Origin of the sequence: Listeria monocytogenes (assembly GCF_041765605.1) — a bacterium.
Classification (GTDB): Bacteria; Bacillota; Bacilli; order Lactobacillales; family Listeriaceae; genus Listeria; species Listeria monocytogenes_D.
Genome location: NZ_CP168900.1, coordinates 915,965 through 929,211 on the forward strand (window position 1 = coordinate 915,965; position 13,247 = coordinate 929,211).

The 13,247-nt window shown below is 38.4% G+C and carries 17 protein-coding genes; 16 read left to right on the forward strand and 1 reads right to left on the reverse strand.

From position 1 onward, the window contains the following. Positions 1-86: 86 nt before the first annotated feature. Complete coding sequence (locus AB2Q86_RS04585) at positions 87-1,475, forward strand: collagen binding domain-containing protein (protein WP_012581666.1); 1,389 nt, start codon at positions 87-89, stop codon at positions 1,473-1,475. 45 nt (positions 1,476-1,520) lie between these two features. Here AB2Q86_RS04585 and AB2Q86_RS04590 read toward each other — a convergent pair whose 3' ends face one another. Further along, entirely contained in the window at positions 1,521-1,997 is a 477-nt protein-coding gene (locus tag AB2Q86_RS04590; RefSeq protein WP_012581665.1) for a hypothetical protein, read from the reverse strand. 132 nt (positions 1,998-2,129) lie between these two features. On the opposite strand from AB2Q86_RS04590, the gene AB2Q86_RS04595 reads away from it, so the two are divergent. The 15 genes from AB2Q86_RS04595 (at position 2,130) to AB2Q86_RS04665 (ending at position 13,117) form a co-directional block, all read left to right on the forward strand. Beyond that, positions 2,130-2,612, forward strand: coding sequence for a PH domain-containing protein (locus AB2Q86_RS04595; protein ID WP_003721449.1), 483 nt, complete (start codon positions 2,130-2,132; stop codon positions 2,610-2,612). Further along, positions 2,605-4,080, forward strand: a complete 1,476-nt coding sequence (locus tag AB2Q86_RS04600; protein WP_012581664.1) for a PH domain-containing protein — start codon at positions 2,605-2,607, stop codon at positions 4,078-4,080. The genes AB2Q86_RS04595 and AB2Q86_RS04600 overlap by 8 nt, the downstream gene beginning before the upstream one ends. Before the next feature lie 149 nt (positions 4,081-4,229). Then, complete coding sequence (gene hemG / locus AB2Q86_RS04605; protein WP_012581663.1) at positions 4,230-5,609, forward strand: protoporphyrinogen oxidase; 1,380 nt, start codon at positions 4,230-4,232, stop codon at positions 5,607-5,609. Between the two features lies 1 nt (position 5,610). Continuing rightward, positions 5,611-5,967: a holo-ACP synthase gene (gene acpS / locus AB2Q86_RS04610; protein WP_003729429.1), complete on the forward strand. Its 357-nt coding sequence runs from the start codon at positions 5,611-5,613 to the stop codon at positions 5,965-5,967. A gap of 18 nt (positions 5,968-5,985) precedes the next feature. Further along, positions 5,986-7,092: an alanine racemase gene (gene alr / locus AB2Q86_RS04615; RefSeq protein WP_012581662.1), complete on the forward strand. Its 1,107-nt coding sequence runs from the start codon at positions 5,986-5,988 to the stop codon at positions 7,090-7,092. Positions 7,093-7,297: 205 nt separating this feature from the next. Continuing rightward, positions 7,298-7,576 (forward strand): CopG family ribbon-helix-helix protein, encoded by a 279-nt coding sequence (locus AB2Q86_RS04620; protein WP_003721454.1) that lies wholly within the window; start codon positions 7,298-7,300, stop codon positions 7,574-7,576. A gap of 3 nt (positions 7,577-7,579) precedes the next feature. Then, positions 7,580-7,927, forward strand: coding sequence for a type II toxin-antitoxin system PemK/MazF family toxin (locus AB2Q86_RS04625; RefSeq protein WP_003743775.1), 348 nt, complete (start codon positions 7,580-7,582; stop codon positions 7,925-7,927). 249 nt (positions 7,928-8,176) lie between these two features. Continuing rightward, positions 8,177-9,013: an RsbT co-antagonist protein RsbRA gene (locus tag AB2Q86_RS04630; RefSeq protein WP_003724817.1), complete on the forward strand. Its 837-nt coding sequence runs from the start codon at positions 8,177-8,179 to the stop codon at positions 9,011-9,013. A 5-nt stretch (positions 9,014-9,018) separates the two neighbouring features. After that, the gene (locus tag AB2Q86_RS04635) at positions 9,019-9,375 is read left to right on the forward strand and encodes an STAS domain-containing protein (RefSeq protein WP_003721457.1); all 357 of its coding nucleotides are present in this window, start codon (positions 9,019-9,021) and stop codon (positions 9,373-9,375) included. Positions 9,376-9,377: 2 nt separating this feature from the next. Next, the gene (locus AB2Q86_RS04640; protein ID WP_003738506.1) at positions 9,378-9,788 is read left to right on the forward strand and encodes an anti-sigma regulatory factor; all 411 of its coding nucleotides are present in this window, start codon (positions 9,378-9,380) and stop codon (positions 9,786-9,788) included. 16 nt (positions 9,789-9,804) lie between these two features. Then, entirely contained in the window at positions 9,805-10,809 is a 1,005-nt protein-coding gene (locus AB2Q86_RS04645) for a PP2C family protein-serine/threonine phosphatase (RefSeq protein ID WP_003736073.1), read from the forward strand. Positions 10,810-10,958: 149 nt separating this feature from the next. Continuing rightward, on the forward strand, positions 10,959-11,303 hold the full coding sequence (gene rsbV / locus AB2Q86_RS04650) for an anti sigma b factor antagonist RsbV (RefSeq protein ID WP_003721460.1): 345 nt from the start codon (positions 10,959-10,961) through the stop codon (positions 11,301-11,303). Next, complete coding sequence (gene rsbW / locus AB2Q86_RS04655; RefSeq protein ID WP_003724820.1) at positions 11,287-11,760, forward strand: anti-sigma B factor RsbW; 474 nt, start codon at positions 11,287-11,289, stop codon at positions 11,758-11,760. Before rsbV ends, rsbW begins: the two co-directional genes overlap by 17 nt. Beyond that, complete coding sequence (gene sigB, locus AB2Q86_RS04660) at positions 11,738-12,517, forward strand: RNA polymerase sigma factor SigB (RefSeq protein ID WP_003724821.1); 780 nt, start codon at positions 11,738-11,740, stop codon at positions 12,515-12,517. The genes rsbW and sigB overlap by 23 nt, the downstream gene beginning before the upstream one ends. After that, positions 12,518-13,117 carry a PP2C family serine/threonine-protein phosphatase gene (locus AB2Q86_RS04665; RefSeq protein WP_003724822.1) on the forward strand — a complete coding sequence of 200 codons (600 nt, stop codon included), beginning with the start codon at positions 12,518-12,520 and terminating at the stop codon, positions 13,115-13,117. The last annotated feature ends 130 nt before the right edge of the window (positions 13,118-13,247 follow it).

Here is a 13,247-nt window from a genome sequence, read left to right on the forward strand (position 1 = left end):
TTTTGTGCGCAAAATCATTGTACGGTTTTTAACAAGCAAGTTATGGGAACTATAAAGATAGATGTTTTAAGGGGGAATGAAACAAAATGAAAAAAAGATGGTTGGTATTTGCAATTATATGTTTAATTATCACTGGATTTTTAAGCCCAAAAGCAGAAGCTGCAACAGATTACGGGAGCAGTTTTTTTACTAATGTAACATTACAAAATCAAAACGGGGAACAAGCAACGAATTTTAAGGAAAATAGTAAAGTGCGAGTGGCGTATGATTTTGTCATTACACAGCCAGTTGCAAGCGGAGAAACAATGACACTTACTATTCCTGAACAGCTAAAATTAATTAATTATGGCGGATTTCCTCTTATGGATTCGCAAGGAAATACTATCGCAAATGCAACCATTGATCAAACAACAGGAACGATTACATTGACTTTTACCGACTACGTAAATACACATACAAATTTAAGTGGCAGCCTTTATTATAACGCAACTTTTAACAGCAAAAACATTCAAACAGACCAAGTAAATCCAATTGCTTTTCCTGTGAAAAATACGACCCAAACGATAAACGCCTTTATTAGCAAAGTTAATACTGGTGGCGGTACAGGCTCACCAACAATCGTTTTTAAACAAGGGCGAATGGATGATAAAGACTTGAGCATTTTACATTGGACCGTTACTTTAAATAATGCGCTGACACCTATTGATAATGCCGTTTACACGGATACGCTTGGTTCAGGGCAAAACTTGCTTGGAAATGCAACAATCAAATACCGCGATGCCAACAAAAAAGTGATAACCACCAATATCCAACCAATTACGCTGGATGCGAATCGAAATTTTGAATTATCGATTGGAACATTAAATAATCAATCTGTTGTCATTACGTATGATACGAAAATTACGACGAAACAAAAAAGCTATACGAATAAAGCGACTTTATCTGGTGATAATCTAGACCCAGTTTCGAGAAACGCGACAGTGAATGATTACGGTAGTGGTGGACAAGGAACAGGAACACCGCCAACGCCCCCAGTTAAAGAAGAACCACCATTTATCCCAGCTGAAAAGCAACCGATTGAAAAAACAGTCGAAACTGATTTTGGACCACTGGAAGTTGTCAAAGATTCCGAACAAAATGGCAAAATCAAAGTCGTTTATAAAGTAAAAGATGGCGATACTTTACCAGGAGTAGCTAATAAGTTCGATGTTACCGTTGCAGAAATCAAAGACTGGAACAACCTTACATCAGACACGCTTCAAGCCGGCCAAAAATTACAATTAACCATTGAAAAAACACTCTTATCTAAAATAACCGTGCCACCAGTTCAAAAAGTGACGAGCACAACGAGAGTAGATGGAATTGTCAAAGCAACAGGGACTTTGCCACATACTGGGGATACAAATCCACTTATCCCATTTGTAACAGGGGTAAGTTTAGTAGCACTTGGTTTTACATTTGGACGTAGAAATTAACGAAAAAGGAAGCACTCTTCATATGAATGAGTGCTTCCTTTTTCACTATAATAAATGACCTTTTTTTCGATGCGTCATTTGTTGGTTTTTAGATTGATCATGAAACGATTTAGAGCCTTTCTTTGGCTTTTCTGGGAGGTTAATCGTGATGGTTTTGCTTTCGGTCGATCCATCTGCCATTGTCGCTGTTATGGTCACTAAATTATTTCCAGGTTCCAAATTAGCTAATGTAAATTGATGGTTTTCCGTATTACCAGCAATCTTTTGGGTTTGGTTATTTGTTTTGGCAGTGATAGTTGCTGCTGTCTCTGTTACAAACATTAACTCTGCGCTATTTTTTGTCGTTTCAATATAAGGGTTTTGAATGGAATAAGGTAGAAACATTTCCATTAATTCGCTTGATGTAGCCGTTGTATAGGTAGTTCCAGTTGCTTCTTTTTGGGCGTGGGCAATTTCTGGAAGCCAATTTAAAGTTAGCGATAAAAGCGCTATTATTAATAGAACATAACCTTTTTTCTTCATCCTTCTCACCTCTTCTTGTTATATTATAAAAAAGAAATATGAACAAACTATGAATAAAACATGATAGATTTAAAAAATCGCTACCAATTTAGCTGTTTTTAACGTAAGATAAAAGAAAAAAGGAGTAGAGCAATGGAACTTGATAATTTAGAAAAGAAATTACCGGAGAAAATTAAAACAGTTTGGCGGCAAACAGAGGGAATTGCTGTTCTTGTTTTTCTGCTTTGTTCGGTTGCAGCGGCAATCATTTTGTATTATACAGGAGCTTCTGTGTGGTGGAGTGCTATCGGGTTTGGATTAACGGTACTTTATGCTGCCTTTATTTACTTATTCATTATTCCGTTTCGTTTTGCACGTTGGAGCTACCAGATTAAACCAGACGAAATGGAAATTCAGCACGGCATTATTTTTAGAAGTCGTGTCTTAATTCCGATGATTCGCATTCAACACGTGGAAACGGAGCAAGGTCCGCTACTTAGAAGACAAAAACTCGTTTCCTTATCGATTACAACTGCTGCAAAAACACATAAGATTGAAGCGGTAAACGAGTCTGAATCAGATGAACTTAGACATCATATTCTTGAACTTGTGAAGGTGGCGAAAGAAGATGTTTGAAGAAAGACGCCTCCATCCGATTGCCCTTATTAAAGAAATTATCACGAACGTAAGGCGCAATATTGTTCCTATCGTCGTCGGTTTATTTTCCGTTTTCCGCGCCATTAATAGTAACGGCTATTTGCCGGACTGGGCTGTATATTTAATTATTGTCATCGTTATATTACTCATTTTAACCCCCGCAGTCTTAAAATACATAACCTACAAATACACCCTCGAAGACCAAGGGATTCGCATCAAATACGGTTTGATTTTCCGAAAAAATACATACATACCTTACGAACGCATCCAAACCGTTCAAAAGAAACAATGGTTTTTCTTTATCCCATTTAATGTCTGCCAAATTTTAATCGAAACAGCTGGTGGCAACGGGAAAGCAGAAGCTGATTTAGTCGCTGTCCCAGTTGGCGTAGTAGACGAATTAAAAGATTTACGCGACGGTAAAAAGAGAGACATCCAAGAAGCCGTGCCAGAAACCGAGGAAACCACAGTAGAAGTGGCAGAAGCACCAGAAAAAACGGTCATGCTACAAACAAAACAGCTTATTTTAATGGCAGTAACATCCGGCGGCGTTTTCGGTACTCTCCTTATTGTTCTAGCGTTCATGCAACAATTCAGAGAAGTCATTCCGACAGACTGGATGGAAGCCCAAGCAGAACAATTATGGAAAATGGGCATTATCGTGCTAATTGTATTAATCGTCTTGATTCTTTTAGTATTATGGGGAATATCCATCGTGACGACATTGTTCAAGTATTTCCAGTTCAAATTGATGAAATATCCCAATTCACTTGTGGTAGAAAAAGGGTTATTAGAACGAAACCATACAACCATTTCACTTTCGCGTATTCAAGGAATCACTATTATTGAATCACCACTAAGGCAGATGCTTGGCTTAGTAGCGGTCAAAGTTACTACTGCAGGGAACTCGGGTGATGAAAAACTATCCGGTGACATTTTACTTTTGCCTATTATGAAAAAAGAGTTGGCTTTAAAAACATTAAAAGAAATGCTGCCAGATTATTTATTTGAAATAGAAAAAATGGAACGTGCTCCAAAAGCAAGTTTGCGCAGATTTTTGCAGATTTACTTGATCTGGACAATTATCCCAGCCGCAGTAGCAAGTATTTTATTTTTCCCACTCGGTTTAATTAGTATTATTTTGCCAGTTTTAGCAGGGATAAAAGGGGTAGCCAGCTACCGCGCGACTGGAGTTTTCACAGATAAGCACACACTCCTTGTCCAGTCACGACCAATTTTCTCTAAGTTAACGCACATTATCCGCAAAGAGCGAATTCAAGGTTTAAGCTTAAGACAAAGCATTTGGATGGAAAAAGGTGAATCAAGGCACTTAAATGTTTGGCTTAAATCAGGAAGTACGAGCACGGAAGCTTATGTTCGCTATATCAATCAAGACTTAGCTATCAAGGTATACAATTGGTACAGCCCGTCCAAAACAATAAATTAAAAAAGAACACGTCATTTCCTAAAATTCGCTGATCAATAGCGTCTGTAATTTTGGAAATGGCTGTTCTTTTATTTTTTGTTCAATTACCCGGAAATCTGGTAAAATAGATAGAATAAACGAAAGAGCAGATAGAGAGGATTGGTTAAGTAGTGAAACATATAGTCATTATCGGAGGCGGCTTATCAGGGCTCGCAGCAGCGTATGAACTACAAAAAACACATCCGAATTATACTTGGGAATTAGTAGAAAAAGACGAAAAACTAGGCGGAAAATTTGAAACGGTCAAACGGGACGGATTTTTAATTGAAAAAGGACCAGACTCCTTTTTAGCAAGAAAACCAGCTGGTGTAGGCTTAGTGAAGGATTTAGGACTCGAAGATAAACTGATTGCGAATGCGACCGGAAGATCCTATATTTATCATCAAAAAGCGCTTCATCCGATTCCAGAAGGCTCTGTGATGGGAATTCCGACAGACAAAGAAGCGCTGCTAGCAAGCACACTCGTATCGGAAATTGGCAAAGCACGAGCACTTCAAGAACCAACAATGGAACGGAATAATCAAGAACAAGATCAAGCACTTGGCGATTTCTTTGAAGCGCGATTCGGTAAAGAATTAGTCAAAACAATTATCGAACCACTTTTATCAGGAATTTATGCCGGGGATATATACAAAATGAGTTTACGCGCCACTTTTCCACAATTCGAACAAACGGTTAAAAAATATGGAAATTTGATGGATGGTTTGAAAGAAAGTAGCATGCAAACGACTGGTACAAAAGCAACTATTGGCGCTTTTCGAACATTAGAAGGCGGGCTAGACACTTTACCAAAAGCCATTGCGGCCGCACTTCCAAAAGGAAATTTGCATACAGCAAAACAAGCAACCAACATTACGAAAAAGAATAGCTCTTACGAAATCTCGTTTGCAGATGGCGATAAAATGGAAGCAGATGGCGTCATTATTGCTGCCACACATGATGCGTTAATTCATTTGTTAGCTGAAAAAACGACAGAACCATTCGCGGGACAACCGCTTACGACTCTCGCAACTGTCTCATTAGCATACAATGAACAAGATGTACCGATTTTACCAGACGGGACGGGCTACTTAGTTGCCAGAACCGCGCCGTATAAAACTACTGCCTGTACTTGGGTGCAGAAAAAATGGCCGCATATGGTGCCAAAGAATAAAATGTTACTACGAGGCTTTGTCGGAAAAGCAGGGGAAACTTGGTTAGAGCAAGCAAGCGATGAAGCAATCGTCTCTGCTGTTTTGACAGATTATGCGGAAATTATGGACCTTCACGCCGCGCCGCTTTTTTATGAAGTAAGCCGAATGAAATCCGCGATGCCACAATACTTAGTCAATCACCAAGATAGGCTAAAACAATTGAAAAAGAACGTCAAGGCAGATTACCCAGGTGTCTATTTTGCAGGAATGAGTTACGAAGGTGTGGGTATTCCTGATTGCATCGCTGGGGCACAAACAGCCATTAATGAATTAGCAGAATACTTGGAAGAGGTGTAACATGATTAAAGGAATCGGACTAGACATGATAGATTTAGAACGCGTAAAACAAGTCGTGGAAAAGAATCCGCGCTTTATTGAACGTGTTTTAACAGAAAAAGAAATTAAGCAATTTGAAAAATACGAAGGTAATCGCAAAATCGAATTTTTAGCTGGGCGTTTTGCGGCTAAGGAAGCATATGCAAAGGCGAATGGAACTGGTTTTGGCAAACATTTAAGCTTTACAGATGTAGAAATTTTGCAAGTAGAAGATGGTCGACCGCACGTTACATTGCCAGCAAACGCAGGAGAAAACGTTTTTGTGAGCATTACCCACACAGCTAGATCAGCCGCAGCTCAAGTGATAATTGAAATTTAGAAAGGAACGTGAACAATCATGGTGACAGGCTGGCATCGTCCTACATGGATTGAAATAGACCGCGCAGCAATTCGCGAAAATATAAAAAATGAACAAAATAAACTCCCGGAAAATGTGGATTTATGGGCAGTAGTCAAAGCTAATGCGTATGGTCACGGAATTATCGAAGTTGCTAGAACAGCGAAAGAAGCTGGAGCAAAAGGTTTCTGTGTTGCCATTTTAGATGAGGCGTTGGCTCTTAGAGAAGCTGGGTTTCAAGATGACTTTATTCTTGTACTTGGCGCAACTAGAAAAGAAGATGCAAATTTAGCAGCCAAAAACCACATTTCCCTCACTGTTTTTAGAGAGGATTGGTTAGAGGACCTAACCTTAGAAGCGCCACTTCGCATTCATTTAAAAGTAGATAGCGGTATGGGGCGTCTTGGGATTCGTACGGTAGAAGAGGCGCGGCAAATTGAAACCACAATCGCGAGCGACAACCAATTACAACTAGAAGGTATCTACACGCATTTTGCAACAGCCGACCAGCTTGAAACTAGTTATTTCGAACAACAACTAGCTAAGTTCCAAACAATTTTAACGAGTTTAAAAAATCGTCCAACGTATGTTCATACAGCCAATTCAGCTGCTTCATTATTACAACCACAAATCGGGTTTGATGCGATTCGCTTTGGTATATCGATGTATGGATTGACCCCTTCCACAGAAATCAAAACTAGCTTACCATTTGAACTTAAGCCAGCACTTGCGCTCTATACCGAAATGGTCCATGTGAAAGAACTCGCACCAGGGGATAGTGTCAGCTACGGAGCAACCTACACAGCAACAGAACGAGAATGGGTTGCAACGTTACCGATTGGCTATGCAGACGGATTGATTCGTCATTACAGCGGTTTTCATGTTTTAGTAGGCGGGGAACTTGCCCCAATTATAGGGCGCGTTTGTATGGACCAAACCATCATAAAACTACCGCGCGAATTTCAAACTGGTTCAAAAGTAACGATAATTGGCGAAGATAATGGTAATGCGATAACAGCAGATGATGCCGCTCAATATTTAGATACAATTAATTACGAGGTTACTTGTTTGTTAAATGAGCGCATACCTAGAAAATACCTTCATTAGAAGGTAATATTCGTGCTTTTTTTAGTAGAAGCGTTTATAATCTAACATATGAAACTTTATAGCTATATATAGGACTTAAGGGAGTATATCAGCCAGAACTGTAACATTCTTAACAATAAAATGCGAAATAACTCTTTTCTTCAAGGCGTGATAATGGTACGATATAGTTGTTACTTACAGGTACGAGGCTTTGGGGGTGTGACACGTGTTAGAGAAAGAAAATCGGATGATAATATCCGTAGAACTGACACAGGAAATGATACAAGAACTCGACGTAGTTGTAGAAAAAGAAAAAATGGGGCGGAGTGAAGTTATAATGGAAGCAACGCAACAGTTTTTACAAGAGAAAAGGGCTCGCGAATTAAGAGACGAGATGGAACGCGGCTATGCAGAGATGGCGACAATTAATTTCGCTATCGCATGTGAGTGCACCCATGTCGAAGCAGAAGCAGAAGACAGGAATATTAGTATTTTAGGAGGTTAATGGCTGATGGTGAAGCGTGGTGACGTATACTACGCGGACCTTTCCCCCGTGGTCGGTAGCGAGCAAGGGGGAATACGGCCTGTTCTCATCATTCAAAATGATATTGGTAATAGATTCAGTCCAACTGTGATCGTGGCAGCAATAACTGCAAAAATTCAAAAAGCAAAATTGCCAACACACGTGGAAGCTACTCGTAAAGATGGCTTTGAGAGAGATTCTGTCATTCTTTTAGAACAAATTAGAACGATTGACAAACAGCGCCTGACAGACAAAATTACACATTTGGACGAAGATTTAATGGCCAAGGTAAACAAGGCACTTGAAGTCAGTCTAGGAGTAGTAGAATTTTAATCCATCCTAAAAAATAACATACAATGATGAATGCAGGACAAAAGGGTCTGGCGTAAAATAATAGTTTAATACATAATGAAATAATTAACTGCACTGAAGAAACAGTAAGGACATCAGAAACCTACAAACAACGCGTATCAACATACTCGCTAAATTTGTTTCTAATGTCTTTTTTAAAAGGCAGTTAAGCAAACCGCACAATAAGAGAGAAAATTTTGTTAATAGTGGAGAAAGGTTGGAAAATAACTGATGTATAAAGATTTTGCAAACTTCATCCGTACAAATAAAGCAGATTTACTAAACAATTGGATGAATGAAATGGAAAAACAATCAGATCAGCTAATCAACGACATTGCAAAAGAAGCAATGTACGAAGAAACTAGCAAAGAATTTGTGGATTTAATTGTTTCGAATGTTACCGAAAACGGTTCTAAGTTCAACGAAAAACTAGATGATTTTGCAGAGAAAGTGGTCCACCTAGGTTGGCCGATTCATTTTGTCACCACTGGCCTACGTGTTTTTGGGCTTTTAGTATATACAGCAATGAGAGATGAAGATTTATTTTTAAAGAGAGAAGAAAAACCTGAAGATGATGCCTATTATCGCTTTGAAACATGGCTTTCCTCCATGTATAACAAAGTGGTCACAGCCTACGCGGATACGTGGGAAAAGACAGTTTCTATCCAAAAAAGTGCACTACAGGAATTATCGGCACCACTTTTGCCAATATTTGAAAAAATTTCTGTAATGCCTCTAATTGGAACGATTGACACAGAAAGAGCAAAGTTAATCATAGAAAATTTATTAATAGGTGTTGTAAAAAATCGGTCAGAAGTGGTTTTGATTGATATTACGGGAGTTCCTGTTGTTGATACAATGGTTGCGCACCATATCATTCAGGCGTCTGAAGCAGTTAGACTTGTCGGCTGTCAGGCGATGCTTGTAGGTATTAGACCAGAAATTGCGCAAACTATCGTTAACTTAGGAATTGAATTAGATCAAATTATCACGACCAACACAATGAAAAAAGGCATGGAGCGTGCGCTAGCCTTGACGAACAGAGAGATAGTAGAAAAAGAGGGGTGAATACTGTGGGGATACCAATCTTAAAGTTAGGTGAATGTTTATTAATTTCTATCCAGAGTGAATTAGATGATCATACTGCGGTAGAATTCCAGGAAGATTTACTTGCAAAAATCCATGAAACGTCGGCCAGAGGAGTAGTCATTGATATAACTTCCATCGATTTTATTGATTCATTTATTGCAAAAATTCTTGGAGATGTAGTAAGTATGTCTAAACTAATGGGTGCAAAAGTGGTTGTAACTGGGATACAGCCAGCAGTTGCGATTACACTAATTGAACTCGGAATCACGTTTAGTGGAGTACTTTCGGCGATGGACCTTGAAAGTGGCCTGGAAAAACTTAAACAGGAATTGGGGGAATGAACATGACATTCCAATCCTGTGTAAAGATAATTAATGAATGGGACATTGTAGCTGCTAGGCAACTAGGTAGAAAAATATCCAAAGAAATTGGCTTTGGAACAGTTGACCAAGCAAGAATTACAACTGCCATCAGTGAATTAGCTAGAAATATTTTCCTTTATGCTGGACGAGGAGAAATCTGTATCGAAAAAGTAAGTGAATCTGGCAAACAAGGAATGATTATTGTTGCCAAAGACAAAGGCCCAGGTATTGTAGATATCAGAAAAGTAATGCAAGATGGTTATACAACATCGGGCGGACTTGGAGCAGGTCTTCCAGGAGTCAAACGTTTAATGGACAGTTTTGATATTGAATCCAGTATTGAAGGCGATTCTAAAGGAACGGTAATTACAACAACGAAATGGGTTCGGTAAGGAGAGCTAGAAAAAAATGGAAAAAGCTTTTGAGGGAAAATACCGTGATATTCTTATTCAGTATTTAGAACATCAAGATGAAGAAATTCTTTATACTTGCGAAAAATTATCCAGAGAAGCTATGGAAGAGCGAGTATCACCAGAAGAAATTGTCCATTTACATCGCTCGGTTCTTGAACTATACGGAAAAGAGTTGCCGGATTTTGTACGATTATCATTTGATGTACTACTAGAAATAATGGTAGGCTACGGCTTAGCTTATATGGAGCATCTTAGTCTAAGAACCGAGCAAAAAGAATTACGTAGTGAAATCGCTCAAGCAGAAGATATGCAAAAAACGTTAATGAAAACAGAGGTACCGGAACACGATGAACTTGATTTTGGAGTTATTAGTGTCGCAGCCAGACAAATGAGCGGTGACTACTATAGCTTTACAGAAGAAGGCGACAAACAAATCGGTATCGCGCTTGCTGATGTTATTGGTAAAGGAATTCCAGCCGCATTTAGTATTTCCATGATAAAATACGCACTAGCTGGAATGACTGGGGACGACAGAAAACCATCAATCGTACTCGAATCATTAAACCAAGTAGCAGAAGAAAACATTAACGACAATATGTTTATCACGATGTTTTATGGGCTTTATCATGAAGATACACATTTGTTTGAATATGGTTCAGCCGGTCATGAGCTGGGCCTCTACTATCAACATAAAGAAAAAAGCTTTTCTGATTTATACGCCAAAGGTTTACCACTCGGTGTAGATAAAAATGCTGTCTACCGTCAATTTGATAAGAAAATTGAAGTAGGCGATGCCATATTTATTATGTCAGACGGTGTAACAGAAACAAGGACTGATAGTGGGTTTATCGAACGTGAAGAATTAACTGAAATTATTGCAGCACATATTTCGTTATCAGCTGAAAAAATGGTACATGCGATTTATGATCAATTAGTTAAAATGCAAAACTTCGAGCTGCATGATGACTTTACGCTTATTTGTATTAAGCGAACTAAATAAGAAGAAGTGAAGACGTACCTCATTCTTTAGAGAGCATTTACTGGTGAGTAAACGTATTTAAAGAGTGGAGCGTTTTTATTTTTGAATGTTTTAATTTTATTAGTTAGGGTAAAATCGACAGTATACTTAAAATTAGATGGGGTGAAGTGATGAATATTAGTATAGAAATAAAAGAACGTGATACTGACCACATAGACATATTTGTTGCTGGGGAGATCGATGCTTATACAGCGCCAAAGGTAAAAGAAGCACTTGAAGTATATCAAGTAAAAGAGGGTATAGTACTTCGAATCGATTTAACAGAAGTAAGTTATATGGATAGTACCGGATTAGGCGTATTTGTAGGAGCGTTTAAAAGCTTACGTCAACGCCAAAGTGAACTTGTCTTGTTTGGTTTAAGCGACCGACTTTTCCGATTGTTTGAAATCACAGGATTGTCAGATATCATTGAAATCAAAAATGTAGAGGGTGAAATGAATGGCAACAATGCATGACAAAATTACATTACAACTTCCTGCCAAGCCTGAATATGTTAGTTTAGGTAGACTTTCATTATCAGGAATTGCAAGTCGCGCAGGATTTTCTTATGAAGCAATTGAAGATTTGAAAATAGCCGTAAGTGAAGCCATCACTAATTCTGTAAAGCACGCATTTAAAGGAGAAGATGATGGTGAAATTACAGTAGAATATCTTATTTATGAAGATAAATTAGAAGTTCGTGTTTCTGATAACGGAACAAGCTTCGACTTAGAAACCCGTAAACAAGAAATTGGCCCATATGAGGTAGGGGAAGATGCGGAGATGATGCGTATCGGAGGTCTAGGTTTATTTTTAATTGAAACATTAATGGATGACGTGAAACTTTATTATGATGAAGGGGTTTCTGTCGTAATGACCAAATATATTAATGAAAAGCAGGTGGAGGAGAATGCCAAAAGTATCTCAACCTGATAAAGAGGCGAAAGAAAAAGTTTATATTTGGATTGCCGCTTACCAAGAAAATGGCGATCAAGATGCCCAATATAATTTAGTTGTTCATTACAAAAACCTAGTAGAGTCTATTGCTCGCAAATATTCCCAAGGTAAATCTTTTCATGAAGATTTAGTTCAAGTTGGAAATATTGGCTTACTTGGAGCTATTAGAAGATATGATGCGACTTTTGGGAAAAGCTTTGAAGCATTTGCTGTACCAACCATTGTTGGCGAAATTAAACGATTTTTACGTGATAAAACATGGAGTGTCCATGTGCCGCGCCGAATCAAAGAATTAGGTCCGAAAATTAAAAATGCCGTAGAAGAGCTGACGAGAGAATTACAAAGCTCGCCGCAAATCAGCGACATTGCTGATTTCATCGGTGTCACGGAAGAAGAAGTTTTAGAAGCAATGGAGATGGGAAAAAGCTATCAAGCGCTTTCTGTAGATCATTCGATTGAAGCTGATTCGGATGGAAGTACGATTACCTTACTAGATGTTGTTGGTGGTACGGATGATGGATTTGAACGTGTGAATCAACGTATGCTCTTAGAGAAAGTTCTCCCTGTTTTAGATGAGCGAGAACAGAAGATTTTGCAATTTACATTTATTGAAAATCGCAGTCAAAAAGAAACGGGTGAACTACTCGATATATCACAAATGCATGTGTCTAGAATCCAACGTCAAGCTATAAAAAAACTTCGAGAGGCGTTGCAGAATGAGGAAGTGGAGTAAATGAACAAGGCAGTTGAATCAAATAATTTATTTGTATTTCAACGTTCTAAAGCATTACAACAATACTGCGGGGATGTTTATTATACCCATGAAGACGAAAATGGTTTTCTGTATGTTCTTTCTGATGGACTTGGAAGCGGGCTCGAAGCTAATAGAGCCGCCAAAGCGACCGTTGATGCCATAAAAGAGGATATCCATGCAGATATTACCGATATGCTCGAAAAAGCGAACCAGGCTGTTTCAGGACTTCGAGGTGCTGCGATAGCTATTATTAAAGGTGACTACTTAACGAAGACCCTTTATTATACTGGTATGGGTAATATTCGTTTTTATATGATTGGGATGGAAGATAAGCTTATTTTTCCGCTTTCTGGCTCTGGATTTTTGTCCGGTCGAAAACAGAAATATCGGTTGCAATCGTTTAAATATAAACCAGGCAGTAAGTTTTTAATGCATTCAGATGGACTTGTTCTTTCTCGCGTTAGAAAAAGCCTAGAATCGCCACTTTGTGTAGTGAAAATCGGGCATTTAATCGAGCGTAATATATTAGATATTCCAACAGATGATGTTACTTTTATGGTTGGGAAATTTCCGGAATAACAAAAACACCTTTTAAACAAGTACTTGTTTAAAAGGTGTTTTTTTCTTAATGGACATGAGAACTTAGTCTATTTATGGTATATTAGAATAGAGCGCTAGTTTTTTATACTTCATCATGTGATAAATATCA